This is a genomic window from Curvibacter sp. EU05-FHT14A10 (genome assembly GCF_058791075.1).
In genome coordinates, this window is sequence record NZ_JBYTDE010000027.1 from 13355 (window position 1) to 30093 (window position 16739).

The 16739-nt window shown below is 66.0% G+C and carries 18 protein-coding genes; 11 read left to right on the plus strand and 7 right to left on the minus strand.

Features of this window, described 5'->3' with window-relative positions; genetic code table 11:
* Nucleotides 1–5 precede the first annotated feature (5 nt).
* From AC3WUT_RS28320 to AC3WUT_RS28355, 8 genes are all read left to right on the plus strand, one after another.
* The gene (locus AC3WUT_RS28320; RefSeq protein ID WP_492350408.1) at nt 6–740 is read left to right on the plus strand and encodes an SPOR domain-containing protein; all 735 of its coding nucleotides are present in this window, start codon (nt 6–8) and stop codon (nt 738–740) included.
* A gap of 95 nt (nt 741–835) precedes the next feature.
* A complete protein-coding gene (locus tag AC3WUT_RS28325) occupies nt 836–1489 on the plus strand; it encodes a thiol:disulfide interchange protein DsbA/DsbL (RefSeq protein WP_492350409.1) in 654 nt (217 codons plus the stop codon).
* A 107-nt stretch (nt 1490–1596) separates the two neighbouring features.
* Nucleotides 1597–2241, plus strand: coding sequence for a lipopolysaccharide transport periplasmic protein LptA (lptA, locus tag AC3WUT_RS28330; RefSeq protein ID WP_492350410.1), 645 nt, complete (start codon nt 1597–1599; stop codon nt 2239–2241).
* Between the two features lie 23 nt (nt 2242–2264).
* A complete protein-coding gene (gene lptB, locus AC3WUT_RS28335; RefSeq protein WP_492350411.1) occupies nt 2265–3008 on the plus strand; it encodes an LPS export ABC transporter ATP-binding protein in 744 nt (247 codons plus the stop codon).
* A 2-nt stretch (nt 3009–3010) separates the two neighbouring features.
* The gene (locus AC3WUT_RS28340; RefSeq protein WP_492350412.1) at nt 3011–4594 is read left to right on the plus strand and encodes an RNA polymerase factor sigma-54; all 1584 of its coding nucleotides are present in this window, start codon (nt 3011–3013) and stop codon (nt 4592–4594) included.
* 64 nt (nt 4595–4658) lie between these two features.
* The gene (locus tag AC3WUT_RS28345; RefSeq protein WP_492350413.1) at nt 4659–5942 is read left to right on the plus strand and encodes a THUMP domain-containing class I SAM-dependent RNA methyltransferase; all 1284 of its coding nucleotides are present in this window, start codon (nt 4659–4661) and stop codon (nt 5940–5942) included.
* Nucleotide 5943: 1 nt separating this feature from the next.
* Nucleotides 5944–6399: a putative toxin-antitoxin system toxin component, PIN family gene (locus tag AC3WUT_RS28350; protein WP_492350414.1), complete on the plus strand. Its 456-nt coding sequence runs from the start codon at nt 5944–5946 to the stop codon at nt 6397–6399.
* A 328-nt stretch (nt 6400–6727) separates the two neighbouring features.
* The gene (locus tag AC3WUT_RS28355; protein WP_492350415.1) at nt 6728–7546 is read left to right on the plus strand and encodes a Crp/Fnr family transcriptional regulator; all 819 of its coding nucleotides are present in this window, start codon (nt 6728–6730) and stop codon (nt 7544–7546) included.
* Nucleotides 7547–7613: 67 nt separating this feature from the next.
* Here AC3WUT_RS28355 and AC3WUT_RS28360 read toward each other — a convergent pair whose 3' ends face one another.
* Nucleotides 7614–9242, minus strand: a complete 1629-nt coding sequence (locus tag AC3WUT_RS28360) for an FMN-binding glutamate synthase family protein (protein ID WP_492350416.1) — start codon at nt 9240–9242, stop codon at nt 7614–7616.
* A 169-nt stretch (nt 9243–9411) separates the two neighbouring features.
* On the opposite strand from AC3WUT_RS28360, the gene AC3WUT_RS28365 reads away from it, so the two are divergent.
* The gene (locus tag AC3WUT_RS28365) at nt 9412–10275 is read left to right on the plus strand and encodes a UPF0149 family protein (protein ID WP_492350417.1); all 864 of its coding nucleotides are present in this window, start codon (nt 9412–9414) and stop codon (nt 10273–10275) included.
* 68 nt (nt 10276–10343) lie between these two features.
* Here the strand turns inward: AC3WUT_RS28365 and AC3WUT_RS28370 are convergent, their stop codons facing one another.
* Both AC3WUT_RS28370 and AC3WUT_RS28375 read right to left on the minus strand, forming a co-directional pair.
* Nucleotides 10344–10826: a nuclear transport factor 2 family protein gene (locus AC3WUT_RS28370; protein WP_492350418.1), complete on the minus strand. Its 483-nt coding sequence runs from the start codon at nt 10824–10826 to the stop codon at nt 10344–10346.
* Between the two features lie 39 nt (nt 10827–10865).
* Entirely contained in the window at nt 10866–11750 is an 885-nt protein-coding gene (locus tag AC3WUT_RS28375) for a LysR family transcriptional regulator (RefSeq protein WP_492350419.1), read from the minus strand.
* A gap of 94 nt (nt 11751–11844) precedes the next feature.
* On the opposite strand from AC3WUT_RS28375, the gene AC3WUT_RS28380 reads away from it, so the two are divergent.
* The gene (locus AC3WUT_RS28380; RefSeq protein ID WP_492350420.1) at nt 11845–12849 is read left to right on the plus strand and encodes an NAD-dependent epimerase/dehydratase family protein; all 1005 of its coding nucleotides are present in this window, start codon (nt 11845–11847) and stop codon (nt 12847–12849) included.
* Nucleotides 12850–12870: 21 nt separating this feature from the next.
* Here the strand turns inward: AC3WUT_RS28380 and AC3WUT_RS28385 are convergent, their stop codons facing one another.
* The 3 genes from AC3WUT_RS28385 to AC3WUT_RS28395 form a co-directional block, all read right to left on the minus strand.
* On the minus strand, nt 12871–13389 hold the full coding sequence (locus AC3WUT_RS28385) for a CinA family protein (RefSeq protein ID WP_492350421.1): 519 nt from the start codon (nt 13387–13389) through the stop codon (nt 12871–12873).
* Entirely contained in the window at nt 13386–13859 is a 474-nt protein-coding gene (locus AC3WUT_RS28390; protein ID WP_492350441.1) for a phosphatidylglycerophosphatase A family protein, read from the minus strand. The genes AC3WUT_RS28385 and AC3WUT_RS28390 overlap by 4 nt, the downstream gene beginning before the upstream one ends.
* Nucleotides 13860–13998: 139 nt before the next feature.
* Complete coding sequence (locus tag AC3WUT_RS28395; protein WP_492350422.1) at nt 13999–14886, minus strand: LysR family transcriptional regulator; 888 nt, start codon at nt 14884–14886, stop codon at nt 13999–14001.
* A 209-nt stretch (nt 14887–15095) separates the two neighbouring features.
* Between AC3WUT_RS28395 and AC3WUT_RS28400 the strand changes: the two genes are divergently transcribed.
* Nucleotides 15096–15488, plus strand: a complete 393-nt coding sequence (locus AC3WUT_RS28400) for a tautomerase family protein (protein WP_492350423.1) — start codon at nt 15096–15098, stop codon at nt 15486–15488.
* Between the two features lie 18 nt (nt 15489–15506).
* Here AC3WUT_RS28400 and thiL read toward each other — a convergent pair whose 3' ends face one another.
* The gene (gene thiL / locus AC3WUT_RS28405) at nt 15507–16496 is read right to left on the minus strand and encodes a thiamine-phosphate kinase (RefSeq protein WP_492350424.1); all 990 of its coding nucleotides are present in this window, start codon (nt 16494–16496) and stop codon (nt 15507–15509) included.
* Nucleotides 16497–16739: the final 243 nt, after the last annotated feature.

A 16739-nucleotide genomic window follows, 5' to 3' on the forward strand; every position in this document is an offset into this window, starting at 1 on the left:
ACAACATGAAAAGACAAGGCGGCGGGACCTTTCTGGGTCTGGTGCTCGGGTTGGTTCTGGGCTTGGGGGTGGCGTTGGCCGTGGCGGTCTATGTGACCAAGGTGCCGGTGCCCTTCCTGAACAAAGGCCAGACCCGTTCGGCCGACCAGGACGCCGCCGAGGCGCGCAAGAACAAGGACTGGGATCCCAACTCGCCGCTGTACGGCAAGAACCCGGCTCGCCAGTCTTCTGGCGGCGCCGTCGGGGCCGATGCATCCTCTGACGCCGCCAAGGCTGACGACAAGGCCACTCGGTCTGACAACCGGGCGGACGCCAAGCCCGACAGCAAGGCCGACGCAAAAGCAGATGCCAAGCCCGACAAGGCTGATGCACGCGCTGACAAGGCCGATCGCACGGATGTCAAACCCGTGACCAAGGGCAGCGACACCAAGGCCGCCACCTCATCGGACCCGCTCGGTGATCTGGCCAAGGCCAAGTCGGCCAGTGCCAGTTCGGGCGTCGATCCCTTTGATTACTACGTTCAGGCGGGGGCCTACCGCACCAACGAAGATGCCGAAACCCAGAAGGCCAAGCTGGCCATGATGGGTTGGGAGGCCCGTGTCACCGAACGCGAGCAGGCGGGCCGCACCGTGTTCCGGGTGCGGGTGGGGCCCTTCTCCAAGCGTGATGACGCCGAGCGAATCAAGGACAAACTCGACAATGCCGGACTCGACACCACCATGGTGCGGGTGCAGCGCTGAGCCCTGACGTCGCCGTCGTCCCGAATGAAATCGTGAACTTTTTGGTGTCCGTGCCTTCTGAGTGACGTGAACCCCCTTTTGAAAGAGGCTTTCTGATGAAACGTCGTGATTTTTCGCTGGCCCTGGCGGCCACTTCCACCGCCACCCTGGGCCTGCTGGGCAGTTCCCCGGCCCAGGCTCAGGCAGCCTTCAAGGCCGGCAAGGACTTTGTGGCCTTGAGCACGGCCGCCCCGGTGGACGCCCCGGCCGATCGCATCGAGGTGCTGGAGTTCTTCTCCTACAACTGTCCGCATTGCGCCCATTTCGAGCCCGAACTGGAAGCCTGGCTCAAGAAGCTCCCCAAAGATGTGGTCTTCCGCCGCCTGCCGGTGCCCTTCCTTGCTGACTTCGAACCCAAGCAGCGCATGTATTACGCGCTGGAAGCCATGGGCAAAGTCGATGAGTTGCAACTCAAGGCCTTCAACGCCATCCACACCGAGCACCTCAAGGTGGTAGGGGACGCCGCCATCATCGATTGGGTGGCCAAGCAAGGCGTGGACAAGGCCAAGTTCACTGAGTTCTTCAAGTCTTTCTCGGTCACGGGCAAGGCCACCCGCGCCAAGCAACTCGTGGACGCCTACAAGCTCGATGGCGTGCCTGCCATGGGGGTGGCGGGTCGCTTTGTCACCGACGGCACCATGGCCGGTGGCATGACCCGGGCTCTGCAGGTCACGGACTTCTTGATCGCAGAGGCACGCAAGTCGCGCTGATCGCTCAACGTTTGCCGAAGCAGCCCGCCTTGTGCGGGCTTTTTCTTGCCCCCGCCAGCGAACCGGCCACCTGCATCGGTACAATCGATTGCAAGAACCATGCCTTTATGAAACCTGCTTTTGTATCCTCATTGCTGATCGCCTTGGCCCTTGGGCTGGCCCCGTTGGCCTGGGCCGAGCGTGCTGACCGCAGCAAGCCCATGAACATCGAGTCGGACATCCTGCGCCACGATGATCTCAAGCAGGTGAGCGTGTTCACGGGCCGGGTGGTCATGACCAAAGGCACCATCATCATCCGCGGTGCCCGCCTGGATGTGCGCCAGGACGCCGAGGGCTACCAGTACGGGGTGGTGACGGCCGAGCCCGGCCTGCGCGCCTTTTTCCGGCAGAAGCGGGATGGCGGCGAGGAGTACATCGAAGGCGAGGGTGAGACCATCGAGTACGACGGTCGAGCCGACAACGTCAAGTTCATCAAGCGTGCCGAGTTGCGACGCTACCAGGGCACCACCCTCAATGATCAGGTCACGGGTGACGTGATCGTCTACGACAACATCACCGACGTCTTCAATGTGGATGGTGCCCGTCAGACGCGAAACGTGAGCCCCGCCACCCCATCGGGCAACCGCGTGCGGGCCATGCTGTCGCCACGCAATGCTGCAGCCCAGGAGGGGGCCCGCCCCGAACCTGCCAGCCCGGCCAACCCGACGCCGGCCCTGCGGCCCTCTGGCGCCCTGTCGGGGGACAAGCCTTGAGCGCTGTGGACCGGACAGAAGGTATGACCAGCCGACTGGAGGCACGCCACCTGCGCAAGGCCTATGGCAGTCGCAAGGTGGTCAAGGACGTCTCTCTCTCGGTGGACAAAGGTGAGGTGGTGGGCCTGCTGGGCCCCAACGGCGCCGGCAAGACCACCTCCTTCTACATGATCGTCGGGCTGGTGCGCTCCGATGCCGGCGAAATCCTCATGGATGGCCAGCAAGTGGGCCACATGCCCATCCATCGGCGCTCGCGCCTGGGCCTGAGCTACCTGCCCCAAGAGGCCTCGATCTTCCGCAAACTGTCGGTGGCCGAGAACGTGCAGGCAGTGCTGGAGCTGCAGCAGGACGAGGAAGGCCGCCCGCTGGGCAAGGCCATCATCGCTGAACGGCTGGACGCCTTGCTGCAAGACCTGCGGGTCGACCACCTGCGCGACTCCCCCGCGCTGGCTTTGTCGGGGGGTGAGCGGCGGCGGGTGGAAATCGCCCGGGCCCTGGCCACTCAGCCACGCTTCATCCTGCTGGATGAGCCCTTTGCCGGGATCGACCCGATCGCCGTGATCGAGATCCAGCGCATTGTCGGGTTTCTCAAGTCGCGCGGCATTGGTGTGTTGATCACCGATCACAACGTGCGCGAAACCCTGGGCATCTGCGACCACGCCTTCATCATCAGTGACGGTCATGTGCTGGCCAAGGGTACCCCGTCCGAGATCGTCGAGAACGCCGATGTCCGGCGCGTCTACCTCGGCGAGCACTTTCGAATGTGAGCATGAAACAGGGTTTATCGCTTCGCGTTTCGCAGCATCTGGCGCTCACGCCGCAATTGCAGCAATCGATCCGGCTGCTCCAGCTTTCCACGCTGGAGCTGAGCCAGGAAGTCGATCAGATGCTCGACGAAAACCCTTTTCTCGAGCTTTCCACCGAAGAAGCTCCGCGCGAGGAGTTCGGTTTGGCGCAGGCCGATGTACCGGCTCGCGACGAGGAGGCCTCGTCCTTCGATGAACTGCCGGCCACGGCGCCCAAGGAGCTGGCGTCGACCCCCGAAACCAGCACGGCAGAGGTCGAACCTGCGTCCAGTGCCCTCGAAGACGAGCCCACCTGGGACGGCGACGGCCAGGTCGAGATGGCGCCCGATGACAGCGAATGGGGCGGCGATGCGCCTCCCAGCCGCAACAACCTGGGCGAAGACGGCGAAGTGGATGCCACCGAGCTGGCGCGCAGCCAGGAGTCGCTGCAGCAGTTCCTGCATCGCCAGGCCCTGGCGCTGCGCCTGTCGCCCGAAGATTCGGCGGCGCTGCGCTTTCTGATCGAATCGCTCAACGACGACGGCTACCTTGAAGACCCGCTGGAAGACCTGGCCCGTGGCCTGGCGGGCGACGATCTGGAGCAGGTGGAAGAGCTGGTGCACCACTTCACCGTGGCGCTGCGTCTGCTGCAAAGCCTGGAGCCGGTGGGGGTCGGTGCCCGCGACCTGCGCGAATGCCTGAGCTTGCAACTGCGTCAGCTCCAGTCCGATGAAGGGGGTGTCGATGACATCCTGCCTGACACCCTCGACGTGGCCATCAAGCTGTGCGGACAGCCCCTGGAGCTGCTGGCCCGGCGCGACATCAAGCGCCTGCAGCAACTGTGCGGTGAAAGCGATGAGCGCATCCGTGCCGCGCTCAGCCTGCTGACCCGGCTGGAGCCCAAGCCGGGCCGCCGCTTTGTCGACGTCGAACGCAACATCATCGTGCCCGATGTCATCGTCACCAAGATCGGGCGCGGGGCCCAGGTGCGCTTTCGGGTGCAGCTCAATGCCGATGTCATGCCCCGCCTCAAGGTGCACGACATCTATGCCAGTGCCCTGCGCTCGCACAAGGGCGAAGGTCATGCGGCGCTGCAGCAGCGACTGCAGGAGGCACGCTGGTTCATCAAGAACATCCAGCAGCGCTTCGACACCATCTTGCGGGTGTCCAACGCCATCGTGGAGCGACAGAAGAACTTCTTCGTGCATGGCGAACTGGCCATGCGCCCCTTGGTCCTGCGAGAGATCGCGGATGAACTGGGCCTGCATGAGTCCACCATCAGCCGCGTCACCACCGCCAAGTACATGGGCACGCCGTTCGGCACCTTCGAGCTGAAGTACTTCTTCGGCTCGGCACTGGGCACCGAGACCGGCGGCAACGCCTCCAGCACGGCGGTGCGGGCGCTGATCAAGCAATTCGTGGCCTCCGAGAGCACGAAAAAGCCTTTGTCCGATAACCAGATTTCTGAAATGCTCAAGGAGCAGGGCATTGAATGTGCGCGCCGCACCGTGGCCAAATACCGCGAGGCGCTGCGCATCGCCCCTGCCAACCTGAGAAAAGCCCTCTGACCCTGTCTTGCGCACGGCGCGGCGCCTGGGTCAGCGTTCGTCGGTCGTGCCGGAGTGAATCACCGTGAACCAATTGCAACTTTTCATGCCCTGCGCCGCTGGCGTCGAGGGCTTTCTGGCCGACGAGGTCCATCGCATCACAGGGCTCACCGGGGAGGATCTGCTGACCGGCCGGGGTGGGGTGCTGGCGCGTGCCTCCTGGCGAGACGCCATGAAGCTCAACCTGCACAGCCGTCTGACCCAGCGTGTGCTCGTGCAGTTGTCCCACACCGGCTACCGCAGCGAGCGGGATCTGTACGAGGCCGCCAGCAACGTGGCCTGGGAAATCTGGTTCACCACCCGGCAAACCTTCAAGATTGAAATCACGGCCCAGCACAGCCCGCTGACCAGCCTCAACTTTGCGGCGCTCAAGGTCAAGGACGCGATCGCCGATCGTTTTCGCCACAAAACCGGGGTGCGCCCCGATGTGAACACCCAGTGGCCCGATGTGCGCATCTACGTCCACCTGACCACCGACACCGCCACCCTGTACATCGACACCTCGGGCGAGCCTTTGTTCAAGCGCGGCTGGCGCGAAGACAAGGGCGATGCGCCGCTGAAAGAAACCCTGGCCGCGGCCATGATCGCCGCCAGCGGCTGGGACCCGCTGGGCGACGCCCCGCTGCCCTTGTACGACCCCTGCTGCGGCAGCGGCACCATCGCCATCGAGGCGGCCCAGATGGCCTGCAACATGGCCGCGGGTGCCCAGCGTCGCTTCGGTTTTGAGAAACTGCTGCCTTTCCAGTCGCATGTCTGGAACGCCTTGCTGGGAGAGGCCCGGGCCGCCGAGCGGGCACCCACCGTGCCTGTGTTTGGCAGTGACGTGGCCTTCCGCATGGTCGACTTCGCCCAGCGCAATGCCGAACGCGCTGGTGTCGCCCATGCTGTGCAGTTGCGCGGGGGCGATGCCTTGCAGCGCATGCCGCCTTGCGAACAACCCGGTGTGATGCTGCTCAACCCCCCCTACGGCGAGCGCATCGAGGCCGCTGGTGTGGCTGGGCAACGCGCCAGCCAGCGGGCGCCGCGCGGCGGTCGCGAAACCGCCCAGACCGAAGATGGTGGCGAGTTCTTCGTGCAATTGGCGAGCCATTGGAAGAAAAACTACGCCGGCTGGCAGGCCTGGATGCTCACCCCCGACCTCAAGCTGCCTGGCCGCATGCGCCTCAAGGAGTCGCGCCGGGTGCCCATGTGGAACGGACCCATCGAATGCCGGCTGTTCCGCTTCGACCTGGTTCGCGGCAGTGTCCGCGACAAGCCGACCCGCCCCGAGGCCGACGGCCCCGCGGGCGATGCGCCACAAGGGGCCTGAGGTGGATGACCCTTGCACGCCGGCGGCAGGCCGGGTAGTGCTGGACACCAACATCGTGCTGGACCTGTTTGTGTTTGCCGATCCGGCCACCACCTCGGTGCGTGCCGGCCTGGAAGCCGGCACCTTGCACTGGCATGCCACAGCCGCCATGCGCGACGAACTGGCCCGCGTGTTGGCCTACCCCCAGATCGTGCGCCGCCTGGATTTCTACACCCGCACGGCCGAGCAGGTGCTGGCTGCGTTTGATCGCCATGCGCAGGTGAGCGCGGTACCCGCCAAGGCGCCCTGGACCTGCAAGGACGCCGATGATCAAAAGTTCATCGACCTGGCGGTGGCCCTGAGCCACTGCACCTTGTTGAGCAAAGACCAGGCCGTGCTCTGCATGCGGCGTCGGCTGGCGACTGCCGATGTGATCGTCAGCACCGCCTGGGCTGAGGCCGGCGTCGCCGGAGCCTGAACAGACGCGCCGTGAGCGGCGTTTTGCAGCACGCCATCACAGTTCTTACGTGTTCACTGTGCAAGGTTGAACATTCATTCAAGGTCGTTGCCCAGGCCTTTCTCATGATCAGGTTTCTGGTGTGTTGTGGGCCTCCCCTGCACGGTAGCGAACCGCCCGCTGACGCACCGACTCCGTCCCGATGCGCAGTGCATCGCGCGGTCACCGAGTTGCTGAAGGCTGCGAATGAATCACAACACCTCACCCTGTCTTGCGGCAGGCAGTGCCCAGCCCTCCGGGGTCTCTTCGTCTGAGTTGCCGACGGGCGGTTTGCCGCCCCATCAACGCCATGTTTGACGTGACCCAACGCATGCGTGATTTCACGCTTCAGGTCTATTCGAGCATGGGGGTGAGCGCCTCTGCCGCATTCGAGGCAGGCAAGCAAAGCCGTGTCATTTCCCGCAAGGCGGGCGACCTGATCTGGCGCACCGGGGCGCCCATCACCCATTGGCACCACATCATTGAAGGCATGGTGGCCGAGCAGGTCACCATGGACCAGGGCTTGAGCTACCCGCTGACCCTGCACAGCCGCAACAGCTGTTTCGCCAAGCACGATCTGCTGGGTGACGGCAAGGCGCAGGTCGACTACCTGGCCGTCACCGATGTGGAGCTTCTGACCCTGCCGGCCTCGGCCTATCTGGCCCTGGTGCGCAGCGATGCCGGCTTTGCGCAGCATCTGCTGGGCGAGTTGTCCTCCCAGATCCGTCAGCAGAACAACCAGCTGATCGTCAACAAATGCAGCAATTCGGCGCTGCGGGTGATCGGTGGCCTGGCCCTGTGCGCCGAGGGCCTGTGCTTGGCGGCCGAGACCTCGGTATCCCCCTCTCCACCCCAGGAGGACAGCCTCATGCTGCCCTTGTCACAGCAGATGATTGCGCGCTTGTGCGGGGTGTCCCGAACCTTGTTCTCCGAGTACATCGGGCAACTGGAGCAGGGCAACTGGGTGCGGCTGCAGTACCGCGGCGTTGAGTTGCAACACCTGAGTGCCTGGCGCGGCGTCTTTGTTCGCCTGCACAGCCACCAGGTCTGGCGGCGCAACCCGCCGGTGGAGGCCTTGCTGAGCCTGCTGGCCGAGTGCGCCGCCGATCGGACCCCGCGTTACGCCTGACACCCCGTGCACCGGCCAGCGTGAGCGTCTGGCCGGTGCCCTCGGGGGCGGTGCAGGGCGCTGGCGCTCAGGCCTTCTGTGAGGGCGGTGAAAAACTGTTGGCCGTCGCCAGGGGCCAGTACTCGCGGAACAGGTTCGGCAGGCCATCGAGTGGGCCCAGCAAGGCCCCGGTGGGCACCTGCATCACCAACTGGCTCAGCAGGCGCACCTCGGTGTCCGACACGCGGCGAACGATGTGGTGTGCGGTGATGTCGTTCGGATGGTGCAGGCCTGCGGCCTGGATCAACTCTTTCAGGGCGTGCAAGGTGCTGTGGTGCAGGTTCTTCACCCGGGTGGCCTTGTCGGGCACCACCAAGGCCTGCTGGCGCAGCGGGTCCTGGGTGGCCACACCGGTGGGGCATTGGCCCGAATGGCAGGTTTGGGCCTGGATGCAGCCCAGCGCCATCATGAAGCCCCGTGCCGAGTTGCACCAGTCGGCCCCCAGCGCCATCATGCGGGCCACGTCGAACGCCGTGACCACCTTGCCCGCGCAGCCCAGGCGGATGCGATCGCGCAGCTTCACGCCCTTGAGCGTGTTGTGCACCAGCAGAAGGCCTTCCTGCAAGGGGGTACCGACGTGGTCGCTGAATTCCACCGGGGCTGCGCCCGTGCCACCTTCGGCCCCGTCCACCACGATGAAGTCGGGGGTGATGCCGGTCTCCAGCATGGCCTTCACCATGGCAAACCATTCCCAGGGATGCCCGATGCACAGCTTGAACCCCGTGGGCTTGCCGCCGCTGAGCTCACGCAGGCGGGCAATGAAATGCATCATCTCGACAGGCGTCGAGAACGCCGTGTGGGCCGACGGTGAGATGCAGGCCTCGCCCTGTGGCACGCCCCGAGCCTCGGCGATCTCTGCCGTGACCTTCGGGCCGGGCAACACGCCGCCATGGCCCGGCTTGGCGCCTTGGCTCATCTTCAGTTCAATCATGCGCACCTGAGGGCTGCGCGCGTTCTCGGCAAAGCGTTCGGCATCGAAGCTGCCATCAGGATGGCGGCACCCGAAGTAGCCCGAGCCGATCTCCCAGATCAGGTCCCCGCCATGGACGCGGTGGTGTTGTGAAATGGAGCCTTCGCCCGTGTCGTGGGCAAAACCACCCTGCTGGGCCCCGAGGTTGAGCGCCCGGATCGCGTGGGCGGACAGGGCCCCAAAACTCATGGCCGAGATGTTGAAGACACTGGCGCTGTAGGGCTGGGCCGTGTCGGCCCCGATGGTGACGCGAAAGTCGTGGCTGGGCAGCTGGGTGGGAGCCACCGAGTGGTTGATCCACTCGTAGCCGCGCTGGCCCACGTCGAGCAGGGTGCCGAACGGCCGGTTGTCGGGATCGCCCTTGGCGCGCTGGTACACCAGGGTGCGTTGGGCGCGGGAGAAGGGGCTGGCCTCGTTGTCACTCTCGATGAAATATTGGCGAATCTCGGGCCGGATGTACTCCAGCACAAAGCGCAGGTGGCCGATCACGGGGTAATTGCGCAGCACCGAGTGGCGCTTCTGCAGCAGGTCATACACCCCCAGAGCGACCAAGGCGCCTGACAGCACCGCCCACTCCGGTGCCAGGGCCTGCTGTTGCCCCGCCCACAGGCTCAGGGCCAGGGCACCTGCACAGAGGGCGAAGGCGGTGTAGCGCACGGGATAGATGGCGTTGAGCTGCTTCAGCATGGGGGCTCCAGGAAGGGGTTGACGCGTGTCCGAAGGGCGAGGCCGGTAAACTGCTGTACCACCGCAGCGCTTCGCCCATGACCTGTGGCCGACCGATCATACGATCCACGGCCGGTGGTCAGGGTCTTGCCTGCTCCGTTCATCCTGACGCGTTTTGACGCCCCCCGACATGTCTTCTGATCCCCAAGCCGATACCGCCATCGAAGTCGCCGCCTCGCCCGTGCCTGTCTACCCCGTCGCCGGCGAGCGCCTGCCCCCCGAGGCCTTTGATGAACTCGACGCCATCCTGGACGACCTGCGCAGCCGCGAGGACGAGATTCCCCAGTGGGAGTTCTGCGAAGGCTTCATGGCCGCGGTGATCTGCAATCGCCGCCCCCTGCCACCGGCCGAGTACCTGCCCATGCTGCTGGGCGATGGCATCACCGCCGAAGACACCGATGCCGACGGTATTCCGGCCCTGTCGGCTTTCGCCGATGCGGCTCAACAGGCCCGTTTCATCAGTTTGTGGCAGGCGCGCTGGCACGAAGTGCAGACGGCTCTGGACACCAAGGTGGACAGCCTGGGCGACGAGCGTTGCTATGAGCCCGAGGTGATGGACATGCGCGGCGCCATGGCCACCTTGTCGGAAGAAGAACTGGCCGAACTGGGTGACCAGGAAGTGCCTTCCTTCGGCCAGATCTGGGCACTGGGCTTCATGTTCGCCGTGGAAAACTGGCCTGAGGAATGGGCCGCTCCCCGCGACAAGGAGGCCGCCGATTGGCTGGACGATGCCCTCAACCGCATCGTTGCCCTGACCGAAGACGACACCGGCAAGCCCGAGCTGTCGATGTTTGCCGAAGATGGCCCGCCCAGCCTGAGCCAGGCCCGTCTCGATGCCTTCGGGGATGCCATCTGGGCGGTGTATGACCTGCGCCAACTCTGGAAGAGCTTCGGTCCGCGGGTGGAAACCATCCGCAAGGAAGCCGGCCCGGGCCGCAACGACCCCTGCCCCTGTGGCAGCGGCAAGAAGTTCAAGAAGTGCCACGGGGCCTGAGGGCGCCCTGAAGCGCCCCCGCTGTCGGGGCCGCTTCAGAGTGCTGGCTTGCCGCACCCGGCCCAGTTTCAGCCCAGGAACTTCTTCAGGTTGGCTGCGGCCGTGCTGCGCACCTTGCGTTTCAACGAGGGCGACCATCCCAGCAGCAGGCCGGGCAGTCCCAGGGCCTGGCGCGCCCAGCGCCAGAACCCGAAGCGATCGCGGTGGCCGGCGATCAAGCCCTCCGGCGTGAAGGTGAAGCGCGCGTCGATGATGTTGTGCACCGAGCGGCCGGTGGCGCTGAACACGTAGTGCGCCTCCCAATGGGCCTGGCCGCCTCGGTCATCCGCCTGGATGTTGCTGAATTCGACTCGCCATGCCCCGGGTGGGCTTTTTTGGGCGGCGCTGCACAGCATGCGCCACATGCCTGCAATCTGGGCCTGGCCCTGCAAGGAAAACGCCTCGTCGTCAAAGCGCGCATCGGGTGCGTAGCACTGCGCCATGGTGGCGTGATCAAGCTGGCTGAAAGCCGTGTAGAAGCGCTGCAGCGTCTCGGCGTTGCGGTGGGTCATGGTGCGTTTTCCTGTGGGTGGTCCCCGGCGCAGGCGGCTTCAGAGCTGCCCAGGCATTTCGGCGGCCAGGAAATCGTACACCGTCCGGATGCGGCGGCTGGTACGGATCTCTTGGTGAACGGCCAGCCACATGGGCAGTGCCGGAATCGGTAATTGCGGTAGCACCCGCCGAACCCGCTCATCCTGGCGCAGCAGGTACTGCGCCGTGAAGCCGATGCCCAGCCCCGCGCGCACGGCCTCCCAGGTGGCAATCAGGTCGTCGGTGCGGAACGCAAAATGGGCGGGCGTCACCGGGTGGCCCATGGCCGCAAAGCCCTTGAGCAGCAGGTCGTGCCGGTCGCTGCCGATCAATTCGTGGCCGAGCAAGTCGATGGGGTCGACCGGCGTGCCACGCCGTTGCAGGTAGCTGTTGCTGGCGCAGGCACACAGCGGTACCTCGCCAATCAACTGGGCCACCAGGCTGCCCTGGTCGGGGCGCACCATGCGCAGTGCGATGTCGGCTTCGCGCCGCAACAGGTTGGACACCTCGTTGCTGGACACCAGTTCCACCTGGATCCCGGGGTGTTGCAAGCGCAGGCGGGCCAACACCGGCGGCAACAGGTAGCAGGCCACCGGCTGGCTGGCAGTGATCCGAACGGTCCCCGAGATCAACTCGTCAGTGCGTGAGGCGGCCCGTGCCAGTTGGTGGGCCCCGGTCTCCATCAACCTCGCGGACTCTGCCAGCTCCAAGGCCGCTTCGGTCGGGCGCAGGCCGCGCCCGGTGCGCTCGAACAACAGCACCCCCAACTGCGCCTCCAGCTCGGCAATGTGCCGCCCCAGTGTCGGCTGGCTGGCCTGCAAGGCCCGTGCGGCACCCAGCAGACTGCCGTGCTCCAGGGCCGCGAGAAAGGATCGCACCAGGCTCCAGTCGAATGAGGTATTCAAAATTGAATTGCTGTTATGAAACGATAGGCAATTGTGTGATCTTCCATGGTTTTCAACAATCGCTCCATTCCCTCATCGATTCTGGAGCACTCACATGACCTGCACATCCACCGTTCTCATCCTGGGCGCCCGTGGGCGTCTGGGTCTGGCCGCGGCCCGCGCCTTTGCCCAGGCCGGTTGGCGTGTCCGCGCTCAGATCCGGCCCGGCGCCACGGCGCCTGCCGTGCCGGGGGTTGAATGGCTGGCCCACGATCTGCAAGACACCGCAGGCCTGGTCGCTGCAGCCCGTGGTGCCCGGGTGGTGGTCCATGCCCTGAACCCGGCCTACACCGTGGCCGCCTGGCGCGAGCAGGCGCCGGGCCTGATGGCTGCGGCGCTGGCGTTGGCGACGGCCTTGGGCGCCACGCTCATGCTGCCTGGCAATGTCTACAACTATGGCGAAGACATGCCTGGGGTGCTGCAAGAGAGCACGCCGCAGCATGCCCGGCATGAACTGGGGCGAATCCGCGTGGCCCTGGAGCAGCAGATGGCCCAGGCGGTCGAGGACTCAGGTGGCGCCATGCGGGCCGTGGTGCTGCGGGCCGGCAATTTCTTCGGTGCCAGCGAAGGCACCTTTCTGGACAAAATGGTGGCCCCGCAACTGCCGCGGGGCAAGGCGTCCTGGATGGGTGACCTCGATGTGAGCACGCCTTGGGCCTACCTGCCCGATCTGGCGCGGACACTGGTGATGTTGGCCGAACGAAGCGATCTGGCGGCCTTCGAGACCTTTCACTTTGCCGGGCACCAGGTCACGGCTCGCCAGTGGCTGGCGGTGCTTGGCCAGGTGGCGCTGGAGCAGGGCTGGCTGCAGCCTGGGCAGGCGCTGACAGTGCGCCGCGTGCCGGTGTGGTTCTTCCGCCTGTTCGGCCTGGTCTCGCCCACCCTGGCCACGATCGCCCAGACCGGCTACCTGTTCAGCACCCCGCACCGACTGGACAACACCCGCCTGGTGCAAAGGCTGGGGGCGGAGCCCCGCACGCCCTTTGAGCTGGCCGTGCGCCAATCGCTGCAGGCGATGCGCCTGCCCCTGGCCTCGGGGCCCGAAGTCCTGGCGGCCTGAGGCCGGAGGGCTGCCGGCGCCTCAGCCCTTGTTGCTGCCCAGCAGGTCCAGCAGTCGTTGCAGGGCGTGGGCGACGGTCGACAGGCGCACCGCCGCTCGATCGCCGTCAAAGCGCTGTACTTCGCTGTGGGTCTGGCCGCCCACTGAAAAGCCGAACCACACCGTGCCCACCGGCTTGGCCGCGCTGCCGCCACTGGGGCCTGCCACGCCGGTCACGGCCACCGACACCTGGGCTCGGGCCTGGGTCTGGGCATGACGCAGGGCCCCTTCGGCCATGGCTCGGGCCACGGGCTCGCTGACGGCCCCGTGCTGGGCGATCAGCTCGGCCGGGACGCCCAGCAGCTCGGTCTTGGCCTCGTTCGAGTAGCTCACCAGCCCACGCTCGAACCAGTCGCTGGATCCCGCCAGCTCGGTGCAGGCCGCCGCGATCAGGCCACCGGTACAGCTTTCTGCGGTGGCCAGCTTCAGGCCTTGCTGGCGCAAGGCTTGGGCCAGTGCGGTGGTCGCAACCCTGTGGTCGAAAGTGATCGGCTGTGTCATGCGAAAAACCTCCAGAGGGCGATGACCAGCAAGGTGCAGAACGCTGCCACCAGGTCATCAAACAGGATGCCAAAGCCCCCTTTGGGGCCAAAGCCGTGCCACAAGTTGTCTGCCCAGCCGACAGGGCCGGGCTTGGCCGCATCAAAGAAGCGAAACAGGGCAAAGGCCACCAACTGCCCACCCAGGCTCGCCGGCATGACCAACCAAAGGATCAGCCAGAAGGCCACCACCTCGTCCCACACGATGTTGCCCGGGTCCAGGGTGTTGAGGTGGCGCGCCGTGACGGTGCAGGCCCACCAGCCCACGGCGATGGACACGGCGATCAGGGCGCCGATCTGCCCCGGCGTGAGCCAGAGCTGCAGCAGCAGGTAGGCCGCCCAGGCCCACAGCGTGCCCACCGTGCCGGGGGCCACCGGGCTCAGGCCAGAGCCCAGGCCCAGCGCGATGATGTGGGCCGGGTGCGACCACATGAAGCGCGCCGTGGGGCGCACTGCGGGGCGGGTGGTGGGGGAGGGGCCGGGCTCTGGCCAGGTCGGTTCGTTGGGGTGAGATGGGTTCATGGGGCAATGCAGCGAAGGGGCATGGGGGCCAGTGACGTTGGTGCCATTCTCAGGGCTTGGGCGGCAGCAGGGCCTGGAACCACTGGCTCCAGTAGTCCAGGCAGGCCTGGATCTTGGGCAGGTGGTGGCGCTGGGGCATCAGCAGCGCATAGATGGGGAAATCCTGCACATCCACCCAGTCTTCCAGCACGGGCCGCAGCCTGCCCTGCGCCACCAGCGGGGCCGCAATCAGGGTGTTGCAGCGGCAGATGCCCAGGTCATTGAGCACCATGGTCATCATGATGCCGGTGGAGTTGGCTCGGTAGTGGCCCTGCACCGGTCGCTCGATCGCCATGCCATCGAGGATGAAGGGCCAGCGGTTCAGGTGCTGGGCCGCGCTGTTGGTGATCAGGCGATGGCTCAGGAGTTCATCGGGGTGGCTGGGGGCGCCAAAGCGGGCCAGGTAGGCCGGGCTGGCGTACAGCGCCCGCCCGTGGTGGCCGATCTGGCGCGCCATCATCGATTCGGTGTGTGGCGCGCCGCTGCGTAGCGTCAGGTCCACGCCCTCCAGCGCCATGTCGATCAGGCGGTCGTCCGAATGCAGCTCGATCTGCAGCCTCGGGTGGCGCTCATACAGGCCGGCCAGGCTGGGCACGATGATGAAATGGCCCAGCGCCGGGCTCACCGCCACCTGCACGGTGCCGCTGACCTCGCGGGTCTGGTGGGCAAATTCGGCCTCCAGTTCTTCGAGCGTGCCGGTGATGCGCTGACAGTAACCCAGGAAGGTCTGCCCCTCGGCGGTGAGCGACAGCCCTTGGGTGGAGCGCTGCACCAGTCGCACACCGCACTGCTTTTCGATGCGGCTGAGCGAGCGCGAGACCTGGCTGACCGGCACGTTGCGTTCGCGCGCCACGGCCGACAGCGTGCCGCGGGTTGCCACGCGCACGAACAGGGCCATGTCATCAAAGTCCAAGTCTTTCACAGCGCCGATGTTAGCCGGGGCTTGGGCATGCCCGTGCCGTGCCGGCAGACGCCGTGCGTGTTGCAGGGTTTGCAAAACCGGTTTGCCCGGGCTGCTGTTTCGCTGGCACCTCGGGTTCTCTAAAGTCAGACCTCAAATTCACCCGCATCCGCGCATCCGCGCGCCAGCGCCGAAAGAGACAAGCCATGACTTCCCTGCACCTTCAGGTCGCGCCCTTGCAAAACCCCGAGCGTTACCCCTTGTTGGCCCAGGCCTTGACCGATCTGGCCGAGCGTTGGCTGGGTGCGACGCGGGAGACGGTCGTGGTGCTGATCGACGACCTGCCCGCTGCGCGTTGGTATGTCGCCGGGCAGCCGGTGGACCGGCCTGCCGCCCAGTTGCACCTCTGCCTGCCTGCCGGCCAGGCGAGTGAAGGGCAGCAGGCCGAATTCATCGCTCACGCATTGAGGTCGCTGCAGCGCCAACTGGGCCGCGGCGAGGCGCTGGCGGTGGGCAGCGGCGTGATCGTGCGCGAGGTGCCGCCTCAGCACTGGGGGCGCTGCGAGGCCACGGCGCCCCAGGCCCAAGGCGTGGCCTGATGTCCAGGGCAGGGCGCTTCACTTGAAGTGGTCGAAGCTCTCGTCGCGGCGTTCCATCAACTGGCCACGGGCATCCAGCAGGCGCAGCCCGGGCTGTTTCTCGATGCGCCCGATGCGGGTCACCGGCGTCTGGCTTTGGCGGCTGGCCGCCTGCACCGCTTCGCGGGCTGCGGCGGGGGCGGTGAAGACCAGTTCGTAGTCATCGCCGCCCGCCAGCACCAGCCCCAGAACGGTGTCGTCGTCCAGATTGAGGTGCTGCGGGCCTGAACGGGCCGCCAGCAGGCTCAGCACACGCTCGGCGTCCATGCTGGCGCCGACGCCGGAGCGGCGCAGGATGTGGCCCAGGTCACCGACCAGCCCATCGCTGATGTCGGCTGCGGCCGAGGCAATCCCGCGCAGGGACTGGCCCAGAGCCACCCGGGGGGTGGGGCTTTCCATGCGGGCGCGGGCCGCCTCGAACGCTGGTCCGGGCAGGCTTTGCGTGCCTCGGAACACCTCGAGTGCCAATCGAGCGTCGCCCAGCGTGCCGCTGACATACAGATCGTCGCCAGGGCGTGCGCCGCTGCGCAGCAGGGCCTGGCTGCGACCGTCGACCACTGGCACCTCACCCATCACCGTGATGCAGATGTTCAACGGACCCTGGGTGGTGTCACCACCGATCAACTCGCAGCCGTGCGCATCGGCCAGGGCCAGCAGGCCCTGGGCAAAAGGCGCCAGCCAGCGGGCGTCGGCGCGCGGCAGGGCCAGGGCCAGGGTGAAGGCCACCGGGGTGGCGCCACAGGCCGCCAGGTCGCTCAGGTTGACGGCCAGCGCCTTGTGGCCCAGGCGCGCGGGGTCGACTGTGGACAGAAAGTGCCGGCCTTCGACCAGCATGTCGCTGGAGATGGCCAAGTGCGTGCCCGGCGAAGCCTGCAGCAGTGCGCAGTCATCGCCCACGCCTAGCCGTACGGGGCCGCCCGCGCGGGGCGCGCGGGTGAAAAAACGGGCAATCAGATCAAATTCACCCATGCGGATTCCTCAAGAAGCCGCAAGCATAAGGGCTGGCCAGACCCCTGGACGCGTGTCCGGTGCGCTTCATACCCTATTTGCGGGATGGTCAACTGTGTGGATTTTTTTTAGCATTCCGTCCATGGTTGAACAATCGTTCAGCCGTCTGTCAGCTGTCACACCGCAAGGTCGCTGCCAGGGAGGAAAGAAGAGTTTCAGGGTCAGGAAGACGCGCTTCCCGCAGGAATGGGATGAGCAAGGGAT

Excerpts from the sequence above, each read along its gene's own strand:
- AC3WUT_RS28320 (WP_492350408.1), top strand. The coding sequence starts at position 6 with ATGAAAAGACAAGGCGGCGGGACCTTTCTGGGTCTGGTGCTCGGGTTG.
- AC3WUT_RS28325 (WP_492350409.1), top strand. The coding sequence starts at position 836 with ATGAAACGTCGTGATTTTTCGCTGGCCCTGGCGGCCACTTCCACCGCC.
- lptA (WP_492350410.1), top strand. The coding sequence starts at position 1,597 with ATGAAACCTGCTTTTGTATCCTCATTGCTGATCGCCTTGGCCCTTGGG.
- lptB (WP_492350411.1), top strand. The coding sequence starts at position 2,265 with ATGACCAGCCGACTGGAGGCACGCCACCTGCGCAAGGCCTATGGCAGT.
- AC3WUT_RS28340 (WP_492350412.1), top strand. The coding sequence starts at position 3,011 with ATGAAACAGGGTTTATCGCTTCGCGTTTCGCAGCATCTGGCGCTCACG.
- AC3WUT_RS28355 (WP_492350415.1), top strand. The coding sequence starts at position 6,728 with ATGTTTGACGTGACCCAACGCATGCGTGATTTCACGCTTCAGGTCTAT.
- AC3WUT_RS28360 (WP_492350416.1), bottom strand. The coding sequence starts at position 9,242 with ATGCTGAAGCAGCTCAACGCCATCTATCCCGTGCGCTACACCGCCTTC.
- AC3WUT_RS28365 (WP_492350417.1), top strand. The coding sequence starts at position 9,412 with ATGTCTTCTGATCCCCAAGCCGATACCGCCATCGAAGTCGCCGCCTCG.
- AC3WUT_RS28370 (WP_492350418.1), bottom strand. The coding sequence starts at position 10,826 with ATGACCCACCGCAACGCCGAGACGCTGCAGCGCTTCTACACGGCTTTC.
- AC3WUT_RS28380 (WP_492350420.1), top strand. The coding sequence starts at position 11,845 with ATGACCTGCACATCCACCGTTCTCATCCTGGGCGCCCGTGGGCGTCTG.
- AC3WUT_RS28385 (WP_492350421.1), bottom strand. The coding sequence starts at position 13,389 with ATGACACAGCCGATCACTTTCGACCACAGGGTTGCGACCACCGCACTG.
- AC3WUT_RS28390 (WP_492350441.1), bottom strand. The coding sequence starts at position 13,859 with ATGTGGTCGCACCCGGCCCACATCATCGCGCTGGGCCTGGGCTCTGGC.
- AC3WUT_RS28395 (WP_492350422.1), bottom strand. The coding sequence starts at position 14,886 with ATGGCCCTGTTCGTGCGCGTGGCAACCCGCGGCACGCTGTCGGCCGTG.
- AC3WUT_RS28400 (WP_492350423.1), top strand. The coding sequence starts at position 15,096 with ATGACTTCCCTGCACCTTCAGGTCGCGCCCTTGCAAAACCCCGAGCGT.
- thiL (WP_492350424.1), bottom strand. The coding sequence starts at position 16,496 with ATGGGTGAATTTGATCTGATTGCCCGTTTTTTCACCCGCGCGCCCCGC.